Below are 22,490 nucleotides of genomic sequence, written 5' to 3' on the forward strand. Positions count from 1 at the left end.
GTTATCAGCCGGTTGTTAAAGTGATTTCAAAGTGATCCCCGTCAGAGATGGGAGTGGTATCAACGCCGGTATCGAGTGCTTTTTTGTCCTTGGTAAAACACCACCATTCTTTCTTGCTCTCATCAACGGTAACTCCGTCAACAGTCTTCACAAATAATCCATATTGGGTCTCGTCTCCGGAGATTAATTTCTTTTCTTCCAGAGCTTTTCTTAAGAACTCTGCATCTGTATTGATATCAAAGGTTTTGCTGGTGCCGTCCCCCAGGACCACCTCCGCCACAATATGCTTTGAGCCTTCTTGTGTTTCAGGTTTAAAGACATTGTATAAAATAGCCATGGCAGCAATCACTGCCACAAAAATAATAAGACCGATAATCGGTTTTTTCATGGATTTCTTGTTTTCCATAGTTTCCTCCTTTTCTTCCATCCTCCGTGGAAATTAAGCGGTACAGACAGCAGCAGGTATTCTGGCTCATGAATCAGCATCTGTTATGAATCTTCCCAGGTAAATAACCCAGTGATTGTAAAACTGTAACCAGCTTCACGGACATAACAGACTCCTCATATACAGCGGCGGGACCGCACAGGAATCTGACCTGTTTCCCTATTATGTCACGGCCAATAACAGCGTGACCACTTACTGTCTTTAAGACTTATCAAGTATATCATTGCAGGAGAGGGCTGTCAATTCTTCCGATAGAACTTTTACTTGGTAAACTGTAAAAGATATGCTTGAACTTTTCAGATATATAGATTATTCTTATACATATAAACAGAACAGAAGGAGAAGCATTATGAGCATTAAAAAACATTCTTTTGGCAGGACTTCTGACGGAGAAGAAGCCACTCTTTATACATTGATTAACAAAAAGGGAATGTCAGTCAGTCTGACAGATTATGGTGCCAATATTGTAAATATAATCGTCTCGGACAAGGGCGGTAAATATGACGATGTGGTACTTGGCTATGAAAATGTAACCGGTTATGAAAACAATAAGCCAGGTTATGGCTCCTTTATCGGGCGCAATGCCAACCGAATAGGCGGTGCTTCCTTTGAGATAAACGGAAAGGCTTATACTCTTGAAAAAAATAACGGGGAGAACAATCTTCACAGCGGTTCCAAAAGCTATAACAAATATATGTATGAGACGGAAATCTTTGAGGAAGAGGATGCGGATTCTGTGGAGTTTTCCAGATTAAGCCCTCATATGGAACAGGGCTTTCCCGGAAATCTTGATATCAGCGTGACTTACACCTTAACGGATGAAAATGAACTGGTGATTGAGTATATGGCAGTGTCTGACAGAGATACCATCTGCAACCTGACAAACCATTCCTATTTTAATCTGAACGGACATGCCTCCGGTTCCATCTTAAACCATAAGGTTATGGTTAAGGCAGACAGTTTTACACCTACCGATGCACAGTTAATCCCTACGGGCGAGATAAGAAGCGTGGAAGGCACCCCCATGGATTTCTGTAAATTAAAGGCTCTCGGAGCAGAAATTGAGGCAGATTATGAGCCTTTGAAACAGGCAGGGGGTTATGACCATAACTATGTATTAAACATCAGCGGTACGGAGGTAGAAAAGGTGGCAGAGCTTGTCAGTGATGAGAGCGGAAGAAAGATGGAAGTCTTTACGAATCTGCCGGGGCTGCAGCTTTATACCGGTAATTTTATTGACGGAACAGAAGAGGGTAAGAAAAAGTTTGTCTATGAGAAACGTGGGGGCGTATGCTTTGAAACACAGCTTTTCCCGGATGCCTGCAATAAACCCGAATTTCCCTCCAGTTTTTTAAAGGCTGGAAATGAATACGATTATGTAACAGTGTATAAATTCGGATTAAAATAATAAAACAAAAATAAAACATTTAAAAAGTGCTTATTCCTTGTAGAAATCAAAAGGTATAAGCACTTTTTTTAAAAAGCTGTATATAATTATTTCGTACCGTATATTCTGTCGCCGGCATCTCCAAGGCCAGGAAGGATATAGCCATGTTCATTCAAACGATCGTCAAGAGAACCAATGTAAATCTCTACGTCAGGATGAGCTTCGGATAAACGCTTAACACCTTCGGGAGCTGCAATCAGGCATAAGAAGTGGATTTTTGATATTCCTTTTTCTTTTAGCAAAGTGATAGCTGCAGAGGCAGAACCACCGGTAGCTAACATGGGATCCACTACAAATATTTCTCTTTCACTGGCATCAACAGGGAGTTTACAGAAATACTCGACAGGTTCTAAGGTTTCTTCGTTGCGGTAGAGACCGATGTGGCCTACTTTAGCATTGGGAATAAGATTTAAGATACCGTCAGCCATATGAAGGCCGGCTCTTAAGATAGGAACGATACAGAGTTTTTTGCCCTCGATTTCTTGGGCAACTGTTTTTACAAGAGGTGTTTCTATTTCGATATCAGTCAGAGGAAGCTCTCTGGTGGCTTCATAGCATATCAGCATTGCTACTTCCGATACCAAATCACGAAATTCCTTGGTAGAAGTGTTTTTACGCCTCATGATACCAATTTTATGCTTAATCAACGGGTGATTCATAACAACAACTTTAGACATAATTTTGCCTCCAATTTTTTATATTTACAAGGTTGTCCAAAAGCTGGCCCTTGTTTGCTCTACCTGCCATTATATCAAATAACGGGCCTTAAGAAAAGTAGAAATTAATATTTTATAGCTGGAAATTTGAGCAATGAAAGGGGGAAATATGTCGTCAGGCAATCTATTTTCAATTAATTGTCACCAGATGGTTTATTTTGGATAAATTACCATTAGGCAATTTAGACTAACTTAATTGTCGCCAGACAATTTATTAACTTAATTGTCGTCAGACAATTTATTAACTTAATTGTCGTCAGACAATTTAGTTATAGACAGAGGAGAAGCCCGGTAGAGGGGGGAGGGTTACTACCAGGCTTAGTTTTATGAAAAAAATTATCTTGTTAGTGTTTTTAGGTGAAACATTTTAAAATTCAATCTTCCTGCAATTTGTTGTTATCTAATTGCTATGGTTTTATTATATCGGACATATATGATGAGTGTATGGATGTTTTATGAACAATTTGTGAATATTAGGACTTGTTTTTTCCACGATTATCAGAATTTACCAAGGCTACAATCAGGGAACTTACAGATACTATTTCTTAAAAGACGCTTAGACTTAAAAATACAATGTCTTTTTAACACCCCTTCATTTATGCAGTATTGCAAGCAAGCCAAGAATAAATCATTATCAGGGAGAGGAAGTTATTTGTGGCCAGTATATTTCGGAAATTGATTAGCAGGGAGTTCGGAGAGAATATCTACTATAAATATTTTTATGTTTGTCAGAGAAGCCTTCAGGATAAAGTTTTTGACAGTGACGAGATCTATCAGGATATTTATCGGAGAGTAGAAAGAAAGGACAAAGGCGATATCAAAAAAATGCAGAAGCGTTTAAATGAATCTCTGGTAATAGCCGTTCGTATTATAAAAACTTATGTCATATTTGTAGTCTATGTTCTGGCGGCTGTTTTATATCTGGTCACTATTGGGCTAAGTCCCCTTGCAACGGTTGTAGGAATCCTTTTAATCAGCTTTGTGCTGCTTCAGAAGACCTACGAGTATATTATTAATAAATATTGCTATATCGACGCCCAGATTGTCCTAATCTATAAAAATGTCCTGGATAAATTGATGGTTTCGGAGCAGAATGAAACACATTAAAAGATATTCTGATACAAACTACCTCTGAAAAACACAGAATGTATCAGCCGTATCGGAAGGACAGGCAGCCTTCATACAGGAACTGGAGGAGTTTGGATAAAAAAGCAAAGTATCAGTAAAAGAAGCAAATTGAAAATGATAACATTTCTCAATTTATTAATAAAAAGAACAGTAACAGGGGCCTCATTTCTTTTCAGAAAGAGGCTTTTTTACTGTGTTTTACACGGATTGGCTTATAATCGGGACTTAAATTTTTCGATATTGGAAATTCACATATCCAATTTTCTGCTACTTGACAAAAGGAGTCTCCTTTGATAATCTATGCGAAGTTAGGCGCGACTAACATCATAAGCGCAAAGAAGAGGAGTTAAGAGTGAAAGAAAATTTAAAAATGAAAGGATGCCACGTTTAGATTCTTTCACTCATTTTTATTTGTGGCAATATCGCAGGCAAGCCTGCGATATGCAATGGGTATAAACATGAAATTGAAAAAATTAAGTTCTATTTTAGTCATAGCACTGGTTATGACTCTGACAGCCTGCACGGGCAAATCAGGTGATAATTCAGCAGCGGATAATAAGAATGCTGCAGAGGAAGTAACAGCAACACCTGCAGAGGACACCGCAGGGAATACAGAACCGACAGAAGCTGTGACAGAGGCAGAAACGCAGTATCCCATAACTATAAAACATGCTTTTGGCGAGTCTGTAATCGAAAGCAAACCTGAACGCGTAGTTACCATATCCTGGGGAAACCAGGATGTCCCCTTAGCATTAGGAATAGTTCCGGCAGGCATATCCGAAGCCAATTACGGAGTAATCGATGGCAGCCGTTTATTGCCCTGGACGAAAGAAGCCTTCAAAAATCTTGGCGTAGAGAATCCGGTTCTTTTTAATGATACGGACGGTTTGGATTTTGAAGCTATCAGTGATGCACAGCCGGATGTAATTCTTGCGGCTTATTCCGGGATTACAGAGGAAGAATATAATTTATTAAGTAAAATTGCACCTGTGGTAGCATATCCTACTCTTGCCTGGCAGACATACTGGCGTGACCAGATTACCATGGATGCCCAAGGAATGGGTATGAAAACAGAGGGAGAGAAACTGGTCTCTGATCTGGAGCAGCTGATTGCAGGCAAAACTGCTGCCTATCCTCAGATAGCAGGTAAGACCGCTGTTTTCTGCTACTTTAATCCCTCTGATCTTGGTAAGTTTTATATCTACCTGCCTACAGATCCCCGTGCGGCTTATTTGGAGGATCTTGGAATGAAAGTACCGGAGAGCGTTACGAAACTGGCTGAGGGTTCTACCAGCTTTGCAATTGAAATCAGTGCCGAGAATGCGGATCTTCTTAAAGATATTGACATTATTATAGCGTACGGAGATGCGGCCTTACTGAAAGCTCTTCAGGCAGATTCACTTGTTGGCACCATTCCCGCGGTAAAGAGGGGGTCAATTGTACTGATTCAGGATGGCACACCACTGGCTGCCTCCGGTACCCCCAGTGCCTTATCCATACCGGCAACCATTGATGACTACTTAAAGATTATCGGAGAGGCAGCTGATAAAGCACAATGAAAGTTAAAAAATTAATAATACTGATAAGTGCCAGTGTAACCCTGCTTGTATTATCAGCTTTTGCATCACTCGCATTTGGTTCAAGAAATGTAGGACTGAAAGAAGTTATAGGCACATTGTTCCACTTAAGCAGCACTTCCTTTGAATCTTTAGTCGTGCGTGAACGTATTCCAAGAACTGTATTCAGTATTATTGCCGGAGCTTCCCTTGGAGTCTCCGGCGCTCTGATGCAGGCAATTACCCGTAATCCCATTGCCGATCCCAGTATTTTGGGTGTAAATACCGGAGCTTCCCTTTTTGTGGTAAGCGGAATTGCATTTTTTCATGTCAATAGCGCAAGTCAATATATATGGTTCGCTTTAGCAGGTGCTGCGGTAACTGCTGTTTTTGTTTACAGAATTGGTTCCATGGGATATGGAGGCGCCACTCCTATAAAGCTCGCCCTGGCAGGTGCGGCAACCAGTGCTGCCCTATCGTCTTTGGTCAGTGCCGTAATCCTGCCCAGAACAGAAGTCATGAATGCTTTTCGGTTCTGGCAGGTAGGCAGTGTCAGCGGAGCAACCTGGGAGGGAATCCTTTCGGTATCCCCTTTTCTGGTTGCCGGCTTAATTATAGGAATTCTCTCAGCTTCAGCTTTAAATGCCCTTGCCTTAGGTGACGATGTGGCAACAGGACTTGGCGTAAATACCGGGCTGGTAAGAATTGCGGGAGCACTGGCAGGAGTACTGCTATGCGGTGCAACAACAGCTCTGGCCGGTCCTATCGGATTTGTGGGACTGATGATTCCCCATACCATGAGGCTTATCTGTGGGCCCAACATGAGATATATTGTACCTATGTCAGCCGTGGGAGGAGCTATCCTTTTGACTGTTTCAGATATCATAGGAAGATTCATAGGGTATCCCGGTGAACTGGAAGCCGGAATTATTACGGCATTTTTCGGAGCACCTATTCTGATACTGATTGCCATGAGAGTGAAGGTGCGTTCATTATGACAAATACGAATGTTAATATTGTAAGAGCCGGTTTCTATAAAAGAAGAATCCGCTACATAGCAGTAACAGTTGTTTTGACAGTCTTTACGGCAATTCTTTGCAGTGCCATGCTATATCTGGGCAATACCAGATATTCCCCGGAAGTAATCCTGCGGGTTCTCCTTGGCGAGCAGGTAAAAGGTGCTGCCTTCGCTATCGGGACCATCAGGCTTCCACGAATGTTAGCCGGATTGCTAGCGGGTATGGCATTTGGAATGGCCGGCAATACCTTTCAGACCATGTTAAGAAATCCCCTGGCAAGCCCGGATATTATAGGAGTCAGTTCCGGTTCCGGTGTGGCAGCAGTTTTTTGCATTCTTGTTTTAAAGGTAAGCGGCAATATCGTTTCCATATCGGCGGTTATTGCCGGACTTTCTGTGGCCTTCCTGATATACGCACTTTCCAGGGGAGGCAGCTTTTCAGGAGGAAGACTGATTCTTATCGGAATCGGCATGCAGGCCATGTTAAATGCGGTGATATCCTTTTTACTTTTAAGAGCTAATCAGTATGATGTGCCTGCTGCCCTTAGATGGCTTAGCGGCAGTTTAAACGGAATGAAAATGGAAGACATTCCGGCGCTCTTTATCGTTGTTCTCTTATTTGGGTGCCTGTTGGTTTTCTTTGGCAGGCAGTTAAAAATACTTGAACTGGGAGAGCAGTCTGCTGTTACTTTAGGTTTAAGAACGGATAGAACAAGACTTCTGCTGGTTTTATGTGCCGTGTTCTTAATTGCTTATGCAACTGCGGTAACAGGGCCTATTGCTTTTGTCGCTTTTTTAGCGGGCCCCATAGCAGGAAGGATGGCAGGTGCGGGTAATTCCAATACCATACCGGCCGGACTAACGGGAGCAGTCTTGGTGCTTTTGGCAGATATCATAGGGCAGTATGCTTTTGATATCCGTTTTCCAGTGGGGATTATTACAGGAATACTGGGTGCCCCCTACCTCATTTATTTACTGATACGTATGAATCGAACCGGAGGAGCAGCATGAAACAAACACCTATATTTTCAGCCAGCAATATTGTTGCCGGTTATGATAAAAAGATAATAATCAATAATATTGATGTGATTATACCAAATAACAAAATCAGCGTAATCATTGGTGCCAATGCCTGCGGTAAATCCACACTGCTAAAAACCCTGGCCAGATTGATTAAACCGGTTTCCGGTGAGATTGTTCTTGACGGAAAACAGATCAGTGCTATTCCTCCCAAGCAGTTAGCCAGAGTGCTGGGGCTGCTTCCCCAAGCACCGGTAGTGCCGGAAGGAATTACGGTTTCTGATCTGGTATCCAGAGGACGGTATCCTTACCAGAACTTTTTAAAAGGATTAGGGAAAAAGGATTATGAAGCGGTGGAAGAAGCATTGGAAATCATGGGGATTACTGATCTTGCTAACCGCAGTGTAGATGAATTGTCAGGAGGACAGCGCCAGAGGGTCTGGATTGCCATGGCACTTGCCCAGCAGACAGACATTCTGCTGTTGGACGAGCCTACTACCTTTTTAGATATTACCTATCAGATAGAAATTCTGGATCTGCTGACGGATTTAAACCGTAAGAGGGGGACGACTATTGTCATGGTGCTGCATGACATCAACCTGTCTGCCCGTTATGCAGATTATATCTTTGCGGTACAAAAAGGAAATCTGATTGCCCAGGGAGAACCTTCTAAGATTATATCGGAAGAATTAATGAAGCAGGTATTTGGACTGGATTGTGCAGTAATAAAAGATCCGGTTTCCGGCTCCCCCTTTATTGTACCCAAGGGAAGATATCATGTGGTAACTGCTTAGATTTTGGATGATTCCAGGCTTATTCTGCTGCTCTTTAAGTTAAAAATGGATTGCTTTTTATGGGACAGGAGAAAATTCCCTTCACAAAGATGGGCTTCCTTTATAATCCGGTCCATTTTTCCTTTCAAGGGAGCATTTAAGTCATAGGAAGAGGGAGAAGATGTCTCTTTTATTCTTATCCGAAGGAAATAATCTCCCTGTCTTAACATAATCAGAGAAGGTGTTGCACTTAAAATCCGTACTCCCAGGTAGGTGGCAAGGCGGTATTCCTTCCCCTTATAGTGTATGGCACAGATACAGCCGGTAAACTGAGTACCCCAGAGGGGAATATGGGCAACGGAGAGCATCACAGAGCAGGTATCCCCTGAAAAATCATTGCATTGCAGCCAAAGATAGGAACTGGGGAAGGAATGACCCCAGTCTTTTTCAATGTAACCGATGCCCTTGTCAAAGGGGAGGGTTCTATCATTCATAGTAAGATTTCCCGACAGGCGGTGGGACATGCTGATAACTTCATGTTTGCATTCCATAAAGGGAAGATACCGAAAGAAACCCATAATACTGTAGGCTATCGGATGCAGGCTGCGGTAAAGAAGGACACCTTTCAGCGTAAGGCCTTCCGCAGTAATGTCTATCATGATACCCTCTTTGGTAAATACATTTTTACCAAGGCGGATATAGCAGGCTTTCCGGTCAATAAAACATTCTTTTGGGGAGAAAGTAAGACAGAAGGACCTGCTTCCTGCTATTATCTGCAAAAAGGGAGTTATATCGCTGCCCTTTTCCCGGTTGATACCAGGAATAAAGGCAAGCACTTCCTCTTTGTATTGGTGCTTAAAATACCAGCCCTCAAAGTATGGTCTCTGCTTCAGGAGATTCTTCATGAAATTCCCTCCTTATAATGGATTCACCTGCCGGCTCATCTAACAGTTTTCCGTCATAGTCAAAGCGGGAACCGTGGCAGGGGCAGTCCCAGGTCTGTTCTTCTTCATTCCATTCCAATTGACAGCCAAGATGGGGACACTTGGGGTCAACGGCATAGATAACATCATGTTTATCCTTGTATATACCTACTTTTTCACCGTCAAGCTCGACAATCCTGCCGGTTCCAGGTTCTATGGCAGAAAGATCGGAAGGGACAGGTTTTAACTTTTTTAGAACCAGTCCAACAGCACTGTGCTTGGTCTCACTAAGGAGGCTTCCAATAGAGGCGGTAAGCTTGAATCTTTGAGGAGTAAAGACTTCTTCATAAGGATTTTCCTTCCCTGTTATCAGGTCGCTTAGGATATCGGCTGCTGCCATGGCAGTTGTCATTCCCCACTTTGCAAATCCTGTAGCTACATACCAGTCAGGAGTCTGATCGGAAAAGTGCCCGATATAAGGGATGCCGTCCAAGGTCTGACAGTCCTGTGCTGACCAGCAGTAACTTTCCAAAGCATCCGGGAAATGCTGCTTTGCCAGGGTGCGCAATGCATCGTATTGTCCTCCTGTTTTATTTTCTCCTGTCCGGTGTCCGCTGCCGCCAAGGATTAGCATGTCCTCATACCTGCGAAAGGAAAAGCCTTCTTTTTTGTCCTCCTTATAGGTTCCGTCAAGGGGGTAAGGAGTCTTAAGAGCCAGGCAATAGGAGCGTTCCTGATGCATTCTGGCAAAGTAATAACCGGGAGTTAACAGGAAAGGATAGTGGGAGGTCATAATAATGTGCTTTGCTCTTATTTTTCCATCCTTTGTTATGACAGTATCCTTTTCAATGCCAATTACTCTGGAGTTTTCATATATAGTTAAAGGTCTTGCAAGGACAGATAAGAATTCAAGGGGATTAAACTGGGCCTGGTCAGGAAAACGGACTGCTCCCTTGACGGGGAAGGGGAGAGAAGCTTTATTGGTAAATTCTGCAGGAATGCCACATTCTCTGGCAGCCTGTACCTCCTTTTCTATGGCAGAAGGATCCTCTGTTGTATATACAACGGCAGGCAGTTTCTCAAAATGACAGGAGATGGAGTTCTCTTTGATGACAGACTCATAGCGGGAGATCGCTTCTTCATTGGCCTTTGCATAAAGTGAAGCCTTTTCTTTACCGAAATCTTTTATCAGCTGGTCATATAAAAGTCCATGAAGAGAGGTGATTTTTGCAGTGGTATGCCTGCTCTGGCCGGAAGCTGTGCGGTCCCCTTCTAACAGTATACAGTCAACTCCTTTTTTCTTTAGCATGTGGGCAGTAAGAATACCGGTAAGTCCGGCTCCGATTATGACAGCTTCTGCAGTACTTTCTCCCTGCCACTGGCTTCTTTCTTCGAAAGAAGCATCCTTTTCCCAGATAGATGGATAACGATTACTTGGCATGTTAATATCCTTTCCGATGTGACGATTTTATAATACTTATTAGGATAGGCTTTCCTTTTTCGTAAAATATAAACATTATAGAAGCATTTTGGAAGGAATAACGAAAGGCTGAAAGACAGTACAAGAAATGGGCGGCAAATTGACATTGCGCTTTTAATCCTGTATAGTTAGCAATATCACGTGAAAGACAGGTATACATCATGGAAATAAACATAATCACCTTTCTGCTTGTCTGCCCTATGGTCTTTTTGGCAGGCCTTATTGACTCCATTGCGGGAGGCGGAGGACTGATATCCCTTCCGGCCTATATGATTGCAGGAGTGCCGCCCCATTATGCCCTGGGAACTAATAAACTGTCCTCTTGTATCGGAACCGTTGCCTCAACGGCAAGGTACATAAAAAATAAATCTGTCAATTACCGTATTGGAATAGTATCTGTAATCCTTGCTTTGGGAGGTTCTTTTTTAGGAGCCAATCTGGCGCTTATGGTAAGGGAAGAAGTCATTAAAAATCTGCTGCTCTTTGTCCTGCCCTTTACTGCTTTTTTCGTATTAAGAAATAAGAAGACAGAGGATAAGAGAAAACCTTTATCGGAAAGAACTACTTTTATAATAGCCTGTATAGCCTCCTTTTTTATTGCCATATACGACGGATTCTACGGGCCCGGCACCGGCACTTTTCTCCTGCTCTGCTACACTGCCCTTGCCAGAATGGATATTAAGACTGCCTCAGGTAATACCAAGATAGTTAATCTTTCTTCCAATGTAGCAGCGCTGGCAACCTTTCTCCTGCATGGAAAGCTGATTCTGGTGTTAGGCCTTACAGCCGCGGTATTTAGTATTGCAGGCCATTATATTGGTTCAGGACTTGTACTAAAGAAAGGTTATAAGATAGTAAAGCCTATTATGGTACTGGTGCTGGCACTTTTATTCGTGAGCCTTCTGATAGAAAGATAACCAATGCTTAAATAGCAGGGCCAAGTCAGAAATAAGACAAGACAGAGGTCTGCAGACTGGTTTATGTTCAAAGAAATTCTTGTATATTTTTCTTTTTCCCGTAATCTAAAGCTATTTCTATTTTTTTCATTAGGGAGTATTGTGGTTACGGCACAATATATTTCTGGCGGTGAATTTTTTAAAGACTTTTTTAATCAAAGAGCAAATGGTGACATAAATAATAACTATGATTATATGAATACTGAGCAGTTGAAAAACTTAGAATCAAGCACTATCGGCACTGTTATTAATTCACCGGAGATTACAGTTGATGTTTTAGGGGTTATAAAAAGTGGAAATACAGTTGATGTAATGTTAGAGATAACAGCCAATCAATTAGATTCTGTATTATATGATAATGGCATTGAATCTCTTAAAAACTATAGATTCAATGATAACCTGTCAGGTACTTTATGTGAAGATACTGATCAGATTTCTTCCCGCTATTATTATAGTGATGAAGATAAAAGTCTTGAAACGAATCAGTTTAAAATACTCTATACATTTGTAGTAATAAAAAATCCGGATGAAACGGATCTTTCCTTAGGGCTTAGTGAGTTTGGATATTTTCCCAAAAATGAGACTTCTCATGCTGCTTTTAATATTCTTTATAATGATAAATGGGAATATAGAAATTTTTCGAAAAATGTCTCAAATTTTAAATTTAACCTTGATAATGAGCAGACTATCGATAGTGATCAATTTGAATATACTTCCGCAGGAAATCCTGAAGAAGCAGAGTTTGAGGTAATTATAACATTCAAAGTGCCTGTAGCTATTGATACTATTAAGTCAATATCATTATTTGATAAGGACTTTGATTTAAAGTAGTGTGCCTTATAAAATGAAAGCAGGTGCTGCAAACCAATAAGACCTTGGGTTTGCAACACCTGCTTGTTAGTTGGAATCACGCGCGGAATCCGCGTCCTATGATTTCGCTGGTATTGGTAATGAGGATAAATGCATCCGGTTCGGTATCTTTTATAAATCTTCGAAGCTGTACTGCCTGGCTGCGGTTCATAACGGTAAAGATAATCTTCTTTTCCTGATTACTAAAAGCACCTGTGGCATCACTTATGGTAGCGCTGCGGTGAAGGTTATTTAAGATAAAGTCCGATATGGGTTTTGGATTTTCACATATAATCGTCAGGTATTTATGGAGATTCAGGTTTTCAATAATGGTATCTACCATGGTTGATTTAATCAAAAGACCCAATGAGGATAATAAACCTGTCTTAATATCAAAGATAAGAAAGGAAGCCAGAGTAAGGATAAGGTCAGATAAAAATAAGGATCTTCCGATATCGGTACTGGTGTGCTTTTTTAAAATCATTGCAATAACATCGGTTCCTCCGGTAGAAGCGCCAATGTTAAACAGCATAGCTGCACCAACAGCAGGGAGCAGTACGGCAAAGGCCAGTTCCAGCATGGGTTCATCTGTAAGAGGAGCTTTCATTGGAATAAGTGCTTGTAAAAGGCTTAAAGAAGCAGACATCAAAATACTTCCATAAGCTGTTTTATTGCCGAAGCTCTTTCCGATAACAAGATATCCGACACCAAGTAAAATCATATTAATAATAAACACAATGGTACTGGTACTTATTTTAGGTCCCATAAGGCTGCTTAATAAAATAGCCAGACCAGTTACACCGCCAATTGAAAAATTATTGGGAAATTTAAAGAAATATACCCCAATAACGACTAATTCCACTCCTGCAGATATAAATAAGTATTCTTTTAAAGTATCTGCCAGTTTCTTTTTCAGTTCCACAAAATCCTCCTTTTGTTTTACCCAGAAAACATATCCGTACTCTGCTGCGGCAATGAAAACAGGGAAGCCGCATTATTAGATATTTACTGTGTATTCAGCATTTGTAATTCTTTTTGTTTTCATTCATTGGCCTTAAGCTGAAATTGCTTATAGACCCTAAGATAGTATGATAGTAACATAGAAAAAAGTCAAGATGGATAAGAAAGTTTTATCACTATTAATGATGTCCTATTTTGTCTGCCGATTATTACAGGGTAGTGATAATCATTATCAAAATATTTCTTGTTTTCTTTTTCATTTTGTGGTAGTATTTGGGTAAGTAAGAGTAATTACTTTTAAAGGAGGAACACCATATGAAGTATTTAGAAATTGAAAAAGTAATCGGAAGAGAGATTATTGATTCCAGAGGAAATCCTACAGTAGAAGCAGAAGTGGTGTTAAAGGACGGTACCATTGGAAGAGGTGCGGCACCCAGCGGTGCATCTACCGGAATATTTGAAGCATTGGAATTAAGAGATGAAGATAAATCAAGATTTGGCGGTAAGGGTGTATTAAAGGCGGTGGCAAATATCAACGGCCCTATTAATGAAGCGTTAAAGGGAGCAAATGCAGCAGATATCTATGCAGTTGATGCAGCCATGATTGCACTTGACGGAACCAAGGACAAATCTAACCTTGGAGCCAATGCAATTCTTGCAGTATCCATTGCTGCAGCAAGAGCAGCAGCGACAGCCCTTAAGCTTCCGCTTTACAAGTTCTTAGGAGGCAGTGCGGGCAATAAACTTCCTGTTCCTATGATGAATATCTTAAACGGCGGTGCTCATGCTGCCAATACCGTGGATGTTCAGGAATTTATGATTATGCCTGTCGGAGCTGTCAGTTTTAAAGAAGGTCTTCGCCAGTGTACGGAAGTGTTCCATGCACTTGCCAAGATATTAAAGGATAAGGGACTTGCTACTTCTGTTGGTGATGAAGGGGGATTTGCGCCTGACCTTGCCAGTGATGAAGAAGCTATCCAGTTGATCTTACAGGCAATTGAAAAAGCCGGTTATGTACCCGGTAAGGATTTTGTACTTGCCATGGATGCGGCCTCCAGTGAATGGAAGGGGGAGAAGACAGGCGAATATATCCTTCCGAAGGCAGGAACCCACTTTACTTCCAAGGAACTTATTGCTCACTGGAAGGACCTTACGGAGAAATACCCTATCTACTCCATTGAGGATGCTCTGGATGAAGAAGACTGGGAAGGCTGGCAGGAACTGACGAAGGAATTAGGAGAGAAGATTCAGTTAGTTGGTGATGATTTATTTGTAACGAATACCACCAGATTAAAGAAGGGAATTGAGCTTGGCTGCAGTAACTCCATCTTAATTAAGCTTAACCAGATCGGTTCGGTATCTGAAACACTGGAAGCCATCAAGATGGCACACAAAGCAGGTTACACGGCTATTTCTTCTCACCGTTCAGGTGAAACAGAGGATACTACCATAGCTGATTTGGCAGTGGCTCTAAATACTTGTCAGATTAAGACCGGTGCTCCCAGCAGAACAGAGCGTGTAGCGAAATACAATCAGTTGCTCCGCATTGAAGAGGATCTTGGTGCAAGTGCCCAGTATCCCGGATTTGATGCATTTAATATTAAAAGATAATTATGAAAGTTTCTATCGGAAGCTAAAAATAAAAAGCTGCAGCGGGATTTTCTTTTGCTGCAGCTTTTGGGTTTTATATTATTCGTTTATTAAGTTTTCTATTTTATTTACTTTACAAACACCATATTTCCATACTGTGCGGTTTTGGTTTTTGACCATAACCAGTTGTTGGTGGAGCTGTCATCAAAGTAGTACATAGCACCTTTTGAAGGATCGGTGCCAAGGAGGGCTTCCCCTGCTGCTTTTATTGCAGTACTGGATGCAGGCTTGTTGATGTAACCGTTCTTAACAGGTGTGAACTGATAATACCCGGCGGGAACATCATAGATAACATCTGTAATCGTATCTGGCCATTCCTTACTTTGAACTCTGTTAATAACAACACCGCCGATGGCAACCATAGCCTTATAGGGTTGTCCGGTAGCTTCTGCTGTAATAAGTCGTGCCAATAAATCTTTTTCTGCTTTTGTATAGGATACTGCTGCTTTTTTAGAGGCTGATTCCACAGCACTGGCAGCAGCAAAAGTTTTAGCTGATGCTGTCTGGGCGGATGTGCTTGCAGCGGGTTTTACACCGGGGAGTATTAGTTTCTGGCCTACAGATAAGGAATCACTCCATTTGCTGTTTGCTTTTCTTAAGGATGCTAAGGTGACGCTATTCGCCTTTGCAATTTTATTAAGGGTATCCCCTTTCTTAACGGTGTATATCTTGGCAGAGACCTTTAACTTCTGACCCGGACTTATGGTATTGGTCTTTAACTTGTTGCTTTTCTTAATTGTTGTTACAGAAGTTTTAAATAGTTTACTGATTTTGTAAAGAGTATCATTTTTAACTACTTTATAGGTTGCCGCCGATACATTTGTAGAACAAATTACAAAGGATAAGAGCAATGCTGTAAGCACAATCCTTACCGATTTTAGTCTGTTCATATATACTCCTTTCGCAGATATCAAATCTTCGATTTGACATCCCTGCATAAGTAGTTGAAAACGTTGGTTTTCAACATACCTCCTATTGGTGAACCGAATATTCTGGTGTCATCGAGTTAACAATATTGTAATATATTCAGACAAAGGATACCATGTAGGATTGCTGGCAGGGAACCCAGATGTAAACAAAGTTACCAGTAACAGGAAGGTTAGGAATAAACAGGCAGGGGTGTCTCCCTATGGGGACACCCCTGCCTGGCTTTTATTCCTCTGATATTAGATAAGCAGATATAATGTATCTTTGCGGTGCAGAGCCGATGTAGGTAAAAGGATAACAGGTGGTCAAGGTTAGATAAGCCTTGGGCTTTGGAACAATAACCGTGGTATCCTCCTTATCGACGATACGAATCTTATGAATACGGTAGGTAAAGGTACCGGCAGAGGTTTTGACGACTATGTCATCACCTTTCTTTAAGTTTTCAAGCCCGGAGAATACGGTGTCCCTGTGGCCGGATAAAACGCAGTTGTCTGTTTCACCGGGAAGGACACTTCCTGCATAATGACCTACCCCCTTTTCCAGTTCCTTTTCTTCTGTTCCTTCGTATATCGGAAGAGACATTTTGAGGGAAGGGAGAGTAAGTGTGCCTATGTTATCTCCCTGATCCGGTCTCTTAGGGTATAAAATTTTCGTTTCATTAGAATTCTTACTGCCCTCTGATATATTTGTAAATTTCTTATTTAAAAGTTTATCTAAAAAAGCATTGTCATCTTTTGAAGAGAGTGACAGGTTATCTGACGGTAGGTTTTCTTTATTTCCCGTACTTTCTGCTGAATTATCTGTCCGGGAAGGAAGGGGCATCTTTACCGAATATCCCTGCCACAGCTTAAAAAGTCCGGCAGCTGATAATAATATCCCGGCTGAAAGTATGATAAAGGGAAGAACTTTCTTACGCAGCGTTTGTTTCATCTCCATCTTTCCTATTTGTTTTAAATAAAACGGTTCCCAGTACAACAAGAAAAGCACCGGCTAATATCATTATGGTATAGTTGGAGGCTGTTTTGGGAAGTTTGCCGCCAGTAACAGTCTTTACAGGGGTGGATGTAGTCTTATCACCGGAAGAATCAGGCTTGGTGACAGGTGTTTTTTCCACATCACCTATAACTTCACCGAACATATCAGCACTAAGACTAAAATCCATCAGGAATTCGGAAGCATCCGTATAAACATCGATGCTTATGGTAGCATTCTCCAGGTCTTTACCATTCATTAAATCAAGAAGGGTAAGGGGAACTTTCTTTCCATTTTCAAGCACACTGTAGGAAATCTTTATTTTCAGGACATCCTGTAAATCCTGGTAAAGACTCTGCAGTTCCGAAAGCTGGTTAAGGGTAACAGCTTCGTTGGATTCCGGAAGATTTTCTGCTAAGGTCTGGAAGCGCATCATAATATCTATCAATTTATTTTGTGTATCTTCACTGGTATAATAATCTTTTAAGGACATAAAGTACTGATAGGTCCTCGTGTATTCTTCTTCTGTCAAACCAAGCTTTTTCGTGATACCGGGGTAGCTTTCTTCCAACATATACATAAAATACTTATAGGAAATACCGCCGTCATCGTTGGTTAAAATATCAAGCTCCAAGTCATCGATGAATACATAATCATTCAGAGTTTTATTGATTGTACTTAAACGGCTGTCAATATCCTCCTTGGATAAACTATACTCTGTATTAAAATAATCCAGATTGCTAAGATCACTCTTAATAACATCTCCCAGGAAATCCTTCAGCTCATCCACGCTTTCAAACATGCTAAAAGTAATTTCATATTTGGAAAGGAAGGACTCAATCATCTCACGGCTTACGGTAAAACCGCGTATAGTACTGATGTCACTTAAATAGGCGGTAAGCTTTTCTTCAAAGCCGGTTTCCTGATCCACAGTGCCATCCCCCTGATAAAAAGAGATACTGGCGTCCAATTGATTCAGAAAAACGTAGTCATCAAGGGTCTCTCCATTATCACTAAGTAAGGCAGTTAAAGAATCCTTATCCAGGCTGTATTCCTCATAGATAGAAGTTAAATTGCTGTAATCAGCCTTAATAACTTCTCCCAAAAAGTCTTTAGGACCGTCTGCGGAATCAAAGTCGGACAGGCTTTCAGAATATAGATTCAGGACATATTCCAGATCGTCCTTTGTAACTTCCCTTCCCCTCTCATTGCTGATCTGGATTAAGTAAGACATCAGGTCTGTATTAAAATCCTCCGTTTCAGATGCCTTTACAGACAAGGGAAACAGGCATACAAGCATAACTAACGCCAACATTATAATACCAGTTTTTTTCATAAATTTCTCCTTAAATAAAATAATCGGTCAGGAATGTATCTGGCTCGTATTTTTATTATAAGAGAGAGATTGTAAATAATCTACTGGTGGATACTGGTACAGCGAATACGAATTAACCGGTTATTATGCCGCCATGGCTGTTCGTTGTACCGGAAGGAATGGGAAAGTTGGCCTATAGTGGGAGATTATACATTATCCAGGTGGATATCGGTGATTCCACCGGATATATTTTGTTCCCTAAGTTTGTCATTTACCAGTTTCATAAGGTCTTCTCTGTAAATGGCTACCATACCGGCAAGAAAATTGTTCATATCCTGCTGGGGCAGCTCACGAAAGGCCGCCGTAAGCATTCTTTCGGGGGCATCCCCTAAGTTCGTTATGAGGGCTGCAACTTCTTTTGATTTGTCATCCTTACCGGAGAGGGTTTCAAGCAGCATAGGGATCAGACCGGCAGCAAATTCAGCATAATTAATTTCGTCAAAAGTGACTTCTAATTTTAACATAGTAACTCCTTTCGTGAATATCAAATCTTTGATTGGATATTCCTGACTCCTTTTTAAAAGTGTTTTATTCGGATATTATTGACTTTAAGGGGAAGGGATTTTTTCTCGGTACTTTTATTGATTTCCCTTATGATTTTATCCTTATTGGCATTTACCAGGAAGGCTGTAAGCTGTTCCTTGGCAGGAAGTATGCGGATTCCGGCCTTTATAAAGAGGCTTTTAAATTCTTTTGGCAGGAATTTATCAGCAGCCTCATTAAAATCCAGATCTCTTACACTGGCTGAAAATTTAAGCATAGGGGTTTCTCCTTTCGTAGGAAATTTTGTATTCTTTCATTATAAGCGAAGAAACGGTAATACACAAGAAAGTGTAGCAGGACTTTTTAGAGTTGTTAGAACTAATTGGAACCAGTATAATAGGTGGTAAGTGTATTAGATAAAGGAAGTGTAAGAGGTAGTGGTATGTACGGCAATACAAAAGTAAAAAGAACACCGGGAAAATGGAAACGGAATGATATTATCATATTACTGCTGATGGTAATGTGTGTATTTTTGATTATGGAAAGGAATGTAATTTTCGCAGAAGGAAATCCTCTTCTGTATATAAAACCAATGTTTATACTGGCAACGGGAAAGGATTATACGGAGATTGAAAGAAAGGATGCAGATAATAATAAGGAAAAAGTATACCTTACGAAAAGGAACGGGCAGGATGAACTTTTTGTGTACCTTGAGAAAACCTATCAGTTGGAATATAAAGAGCAAAACGGGGGCAGTTATTTATTTGAAGGTGCAGATGGAGAGAAAGTTCTGACCGGTAGAAGGTATCTTAAGTATTATATTGTTTGGAGAATAAGTGATAAATCTTAGGATTAGAAAGATACATGATAGTGCAAATATAAATTTACCTATCATTTAAGAAATGGTAGGTAAGGATAATAGGAAGCATCTGTATTGGGTGCTTTTTGTTTGGATAAAAATTTGAAGAAGTATAGGATATAAAATGAATGTATAAAAAGTTATATGAATAGTATCCTAACATAACTAATATAGCAAAGTAAATAGTGGGGACTATTTTAAATCAAAATTCTAATTGAAAAAGTAGCAAATAATAGAGCAAATAAGTAGAATAGACATAAAACATGTAGAATGGACAAAACACATGGTAAATTATGTAATTATACATTATTATTCATTTGTAAAAGAAATACAATAAAAAAGGAGGGACTATAAGTAGATAATTGTTTTAAATGTGAATTATTTAAAAACATTTGAGAGGGGAGTTGACTAGAAAAGCTAATTATAATTACAAGATAGAAATATATAAAATTATGATATAACTATGATTAATATAGCTTGTTTTTTTAATTATAGTAAATTTAAAAGGAGTAAATAATTATACCTAAAAATATGAAAGTTAACACAAAAAAGTTTTTTACGTTGATTTTTACATTGGTATTAACTATAAACCTTATTATTCCGGTGTCCGCATCTGAAACCTTATCCGATAATGCAATTCCAAATGAAATAATTACTGAAATTAATAAATCACTTAATTATATTAGTACGCAAAAAGACATTTTTGGTTTAACTGATGTTGATTTTGGAACATTATCAGTCGGAAATCAGATTAAAGCTTACGAATATAGGGATAAGCAGTTAAAAGAAGCAGAATTTTCATTGTTTCCGATTATAAACAACGAAAGATTAGTGGCATTTGCTGTAAAAAATAATGAAAAAACATCCATTGAAATAACTACTACATTTGTGAAAGATATTGCATCAAGTTTTAATCCAAGCACACCTATTGCATTTATTTATGACAAAGATACTTGCTATATTTATTCATCTAGTGGATTAACGGAAATGCATAGGAGCAGTCAATCGAATAACGGTCGAGATGTTCTTGACTATAATACTGTAGATAAATCCCTCTTTGATTCAATTACACTAAATAATTTATCTTCAAATGAATTTTTAAATTATGAATCAAGTGTTAACCTTATGGCGGAAAATACATATTCGGTGAATATTGCCGCTACAACATATTATTCTTGTAACGTATCATATGTTTCCCAAGCTCCTGATTCTTATTACTGTTGGGCAAGTTCGGTTGCATGTATTGGAAATTATTTAAAAGGTAAAAGTTACACCGGAGAGTACGTAGCACAGCAAGTTTTTGGCTCTAACTATAATCAACAAGTACCTCAAGAAAAAGCTCTTAAGGCTTTAAAAGACATATATGATGTTTCTTACACCAGTAATAATTATGTTCCATCAGACAATACTATTTTAGGAAGTATCAAATCAGGACGTCCGCTTTTTAGTGGATGGTGGGCAACTTGGTACGGTGGGCATGCAACAGTTATATGTGGAATAAATATAATAGCCGGCTATATTACCATTATGAATCCGCAATCAGGTTTTCAGTCTGCAACTTCAAATGGAACTACATATACATATACTAGTATAACTAATAATTTAGTATATGAATTGGAGCGGTATGGAAATTAATGCAAAGGTAAGAAAAACGATGAAAAAAAGATGGATATATATAACTATTACAGCATTAGTAGTGATTTTTTTATTCCTTATCTTATGGTATTCCAATATTTTTAGCCCTATTAGAATTGATACAAAAAATGTGAAAAGTATTACAATTGTAAATAACCGGATAGGTGTAGCTAAGCAAATTACGAAAAAGCAGGATACGAAAGCAATTTGCGATTTATTCAATACTACACGTATGCATACAGTTAGAAATTGGAAGGATTATCGCTCCATATTAGGCGGAAGTTCTTATACTTTTCTTATCAATTATAACAATAAATTAGAGTTGCAGATAATATGTAATCCTGATTCTTATTTAATTAATAACGGAAAGTTGTATGCTATTAAAAAAACAGACTTCGAAAAATTCTGGCAGCTAAATTATGAGGAGAAAAAATATACCTTTCCTGGAATTCAGTAAGTAAAACAATGGATAATATCCGATAGTGCGGCTGATAATGGGTATGTCACTGTTCTTGTAAAGAATCTGCAAGAGATATTGGAGTAAAATGTATTTGTAATACATTAAGAGGAACACTCTATATTATAATAGTTAACACAGCATGTCAGTACTATTACTATTATTATTATAAAACCCATGATAACCGCCCTTACGGGGAATACGACTATCGTGTGAGAGGACAGACTTTTACATTATTAGATGGTTCAAAACAAACGATAGCAATACCTTTTAATCATGCATATTAATTTCACTGGGAGTAATAAATGAAAAAGAAATATTATTTATTAGGGAGTATAATTATTATTGCAATTATACTTGCTGTTGTGATAAAAAACAGATATGCACAATTAACAGATATTACTTATCCTTGTGTTACTGTAGATATGGACAATTCGAAAATACTTGAAGTCTCTTCACTAAAAATTGAAGGAAAAGTATCAATTATGACAGAAAAGAGGTTTAGAGGAAGAATTCGTATTGATTCGTTGCCTGTAACTTCTTTAGAGGATGAGAAGATGTCTGATATATTGTTTTTTAAGAATAAGTATGCAAAGAATATATTTGGCTCTCTGATTTATAATACATATAATACAGATTCAGCAAAAATCAAAATGGATTACATAGGGACTTTGTATATGAAAAGCATGAAGATGGATAGTGTTGTAATAGCACTGGCTGATAGTGGTCAGGCAAATGGCAAACAGACTAATAGATATATCATTGCTCCTGCAAAGAATCTGCAAGAGGCATTGGCTGTTTATAATCGTGTTATGAAATAAAGTATATTTGTTTAGAGGAGCTTTTTATATAAAAGCTCCT

At 39.4% G+C, this 22,490-nt stretch carries 23 protein-coding genes and 1 riboswitch; of the genes, 13 read left to right on the plus strand and 10 right to left on the minus strand.

The window, feature by feature from the left end:
- Nucleotides 1-4: 4 nt before the first annotated feature.
- On the minus strand, nucleotides 5-406 hold the full coding sequence (locus BUF11_RS14270) for a DUF4430 domain-containing protein (protein ID WP_242952378.1): 402 nt from the start codon (nucleotides 404-406) through the stop codon (nucleotides 5-7).
- 34 nt (nucleotides 407-440) lie between these two features.
- A riboswitch (cobalamin riboswitch) is annotated at nucleotides 441-657 on the minus strand.
- Between the two features lie 137 nt (nucleotides 658-794).
- Between BUF11_RS14270 and BUF11_RS14275 the strand changes: the two genes are divergently transcribed.
- Complete coding sequence (locus BUF11_RS14275; protein WP_073589523.1) at nucleotides 795-1,853, plus strand: aldose epimerase family protein; 1,059 nt, start codon at nucleotides 795-797, stop codon at nucleotides 1,851-1,853.
- Nucleotides 1,854-1,939: 86 nt separating this feature from the next.
- Here BUF11_RS14275 and upp read toward each other — a convergent pair whose 3' ends face one another.
- Nucleotides 1,940-2,569, minus strand: coding sequence for a uracil phosphoribosyltransferase (gene upp, locus BUF11_RS14280; protein ID WP_073589524.1), 630 nt, complete (start codon nucleotides 2,567-2,569; stop codon nucleotides 1,940-1,942).
- Nucleotides 2,570-3,262: 693 nt separating this feature from the next.
- On the opposite strand from upp, the gene BUF11_RS14285 reads away from it, so the two are divergent.
- The 5 genes from BUF11_RS14285 (at nucleotide 3,263) to BUF11_RS14305 (ending at nucleotide 8,124) form a co-directional block, all read left to right on the plus strand.
- Nucleotides 3,263-3,715 (plus strand): hypothetical protein, encoded by a 453-nt coding sequence (locus tag BUF11_RS14285; RefSeq protein ID WP_073589525.1) that lies wholly within the window; start codon nucleotides 3,263-3,265, stop codon nucleotides 3,713-3,715.
- Between the two features lie 479 nt (nucleotides 3,716-4,194).
- Nucleotides 4,195-5,295, plus strand: coding sequence for an iron-siderophore ABC transporter substrate-binding protein (locus BUF11_RS14290; protein WP_073589672.1), 1,101 nt, complete (start codon nucleotides 4,195-4,197; stop codon nucleotides 5,293-5,295).
- Nucleotides 5,292-6,290, plus strand: a complete 999-nt coding sequence (locus BUF11_RS14295) for a FecCD family ABC transporter permease (protein WP_073589526.1) — start codon at nucleotides 5,292-5,294, stop codon at nucleotides 6,288-6,290. The genes BUF11_RS14290 and BUF11_RS14295 overlap by 4 nt, the downstream gene beginning before the upstream one ends.
- Complete coding sequence (locus BUF11_RS14300; RefSeq protein WP_073589527.1) at nucleotides 6,287-7,321, plus strand: FecCD family ABC transporter permease; 1,035 nt, start codon at nucleotides 6,287-6,289, stop codon at nucleotides 7,319-7,321. The genes BUF11_RS14295 and BUF11_RS14300 overlap by 4 nt, the downstream gene beginning before the upstream one ends.
- Nucleotides 7,318-8,124, plus strand: a complete 807-nt coding sequence (locus BUF11_RS14305) for an ABC transporter ATP-binding protein (RefSeq protein WP_073589528.1) — start codon at nucleotides 7,318-7,320, stop codon at nucleotides 8,122-8,124. The genes BUF11_RS14300 and BUF11_RS14305 overlap by 4 nt, the downstream gene beginning before the upstream one ends.
- Here BUF11_RS14305 and BUF11_RS14310 read toward each other — a convergent pair.
- On the minus strand, nucleotides 8,121-9,008 hold the full coding sequence (locus BUF11_RS14310) for a tocopherol cyclase family protein (RefSeq protein WP_073589529.1): 888 nt from the start codon (nucleotides 9,006-9,008) through the stop codon (nucleotides 8,121-8,123). The two genes, BUF11_RS14305 and BUF11_RS14310, sit on opposite strands and share 4 nt — an antisense overlap.
- Nucleotides 8,974-10,467, minus strand: a complete 1,494-nt coding sequence (locus BUF11_RS14315) for an FAD-dependent oxidoreductase (RefSeq protein WP_073589530.1) — start codon at nucleotides 10,465-10,467, stop codon at nucleotides 8,974-8,976. The genes BUF11_RS14310 and BUF11_RS14315 overlap by 35 nt, the downstream gene beginning before the upstream one ends.
- A 200-nt stretch (nucleotides 10,468-10,667) precedes the next feature.
- Here BUF11_RS14315 and BUF11_RS14320 point away from each other — a divergent pair, with 200 nt between their 5' ends.
- Complete coding sequence (locus BUF11_RS14320) at nucleotides 10,668-11,423, plus strand: sulfite exporter TauE/SafE family protein (protein WP_073589531.1); 756 nt, start codon at nucleotides 10,668-10,670, stop codon at nucleotides 11,421-11,423.
- A 63-nt stretch (nucleotides 11,424-11,486) separates the two neighbouring features.
- Nucleotides 11,487-12,293 (plus strand): hypothetical protein, encoded by an 807-nt coding sequence (locus BUF11_RS14325; RefSeq protein ID WP_073589532.1) that lies wholly within the window; start codon nucleotides 11,487-11,489, stop codon nucleotides 12,291-12,293.
- A 76-nt stretch (nucleotides 12,294-12,369) separates the two neighbouring features.
- On the opposite strand, the gene BUF11_RS14330 is transcribed toward BUF11_RS14325, so the two are convergent.
- Nucleotides 12,370-13,233: a YitT family protein gene (locus BUF11_RS14330; RefSeq protein WP_330393893.1), complete on the minus strand. Its 864-nt coding sequence runs from the start codon at nucleotides 13,231-13,233 to the stop codon at nucleotides 12,370-12,372.
- Between the two features lie 353 nt (nucleotides 13,234-13,586).
- On the opposite strand from BUF11_RS14330, the gene eno reads away from it, so the two are divergent.
- Nucleotides 13,587-14,882: a phosphopyruvate hydratase gene (gene eno, locus BUF11_RS14335; RefSeq protein WP_073589533.1), complete on the plus strand. Its 1,296-nt coding sequence runs from the start codon at nucleotides 13,587-13,589 to the stop codon at nucleotides 14,880-14,882.
- A gap of 107 nt (nucleotides 14,883-14,989) precedes the next feature.
- On the opposite strand, the gene BUF11_RS14340 is transcribed toward eno, so the two are convergent.
- From BUF11_RS14340 to BUF11_RS14360, 5 genes are all read right to left on the minus strand, one after another.
- A complete protein-coding gene (locus BUF11_RS14340; protein ID WP_073589674.1) occupies nucleotides 14,990-15,811 on the minus strand; it encodes a cell wall hydrolase in 822 nt (273 codons plus the stop codon).
- Nucleotides 15,812-16,073: 262 nt separating this feature from the next.
- Nucleotides 16,074-16,778: a class D sortase gene (locus BUF11_RS14345; protein ID WP_207665486.1), complete on the minus strand. Its 705-nt coding sequence runs from the start codon at nucleotides 16,776-16,778 to the stop codon at nucleotides 16,074-16,076.
- Nucleotides 16,759-18,156, minus strand: coding sequence for a processed acidic surface protein (locus BUF11_RS14350; protein ID WP_073589535.1), 1,398 nt, complete (start codon nucleotides 18,154-18,156; stop codon nucleotides 16,759-16,761). The genes BUF11_RS14345 and BUF11_RS14350 overlap by 20 nt, the downstream gene beginning before the upstream one ends.
- Nucleotides 18,157-18,341: 185 nt before the next feature.
- Entirely contained in the window at nucleotides 18,342-18,659 is a 318-nt protein-coding gene (locus tag BUF11_RS14355) for a hypothetical protein (protein WP_073589536.1), read from the minus strand.
- A 53-nt stretch (nucleotides 18,660-18,712) separates the two neighbouring features.
- The gene (locus BUF11_RS14360) at nucleotides 18,713-18,955 is read right to left on the minus strand and encodes a hypothetical protein (RefSeq protein ID WP_073589537.1); all 243 of its coding nucleotides are present in this window, start codon (nucleotides 18,953-18,955) and stop codon (nucleotides 18,713-18,715) included.
- Between the two features lie 165 nt (nucleotides 18,956-19,120).
- Between BUF11_RS14360 and BUF11_RS14365 the strand changes: the two genes are divergently transcribed.
- The 4 genes from BUF11_RS14365 (at nucleotide 19,121) to BUF11_RS14380 (ending at nucleotide 22,450) form a co-directional block, all read left to right on the plus strand.
- The gene (locus BUF11_RS14365; RefSeq protein ID WP_073589538.1) at nucleotides 19,121-19,528 is read left to right on the plus strand and encodes a hypothetical protein; all 408 of its coding nucleotides are present in this window, start codon (nucleotides 19,121-19,123) and stop codon (nucleotides 19,526-19,528) included.
- Nucleotides 19,529-20,098: 570 nt separating this feature from the next.
- Nucleotides 20,099-21,172 (plus strand): papain-like cysteine protease family protein, encoded by a 1,074-nt coding sequence (locus BUF11_RS14370; protein WP_175562071.1) that lies wholly within the window; start codon nucleotides 20,099-20,101, stop codon nucleotides 21,170-21,172.
- Nucleotides 21,162-21,629: a hypothetical protein gene (locus BUF11_RS14375; RefSeq protein WP_073589540.1), complete on the plus strand. Its 468-nt coding sequence runs from the start codon at nucleotides 21,162-21,164 to the stop codon at nucleotides 21,627-21,629. Before BUF11_RS14370 ends, BUF11_RS14375 begins: the two co-directional genes overlap by 11 nt.
- A gap of 305 nt (nucleotides 21,630-21,934) precedes the next feature.
- On the plus strand, nucleotides 21,935-22,450 hold the full coding sequence (locus BUF11_RS14380; RefSeq protein WP_073589541.1) for a hypothetical protein: 516 nt from the start codon (nucleotides 21,935-21,937) through the stop codon (nucleotides 22,448-22,450).
- The last annotated feature ends 40 nt before the right edge of the window (nucleotides 22,451-22,490 follow it).

The organism is Anaerocolumna xylanovorans DSM 12503, from assembly GCF_900143645.1.
Taxonomy (GTDB): domain Bacteria; phylum Bacillota; class Clostridia; order Lachnospirales; family Lachnospiraceae; genus Anaerocolumna; species Anaerocolumna xylanovorans.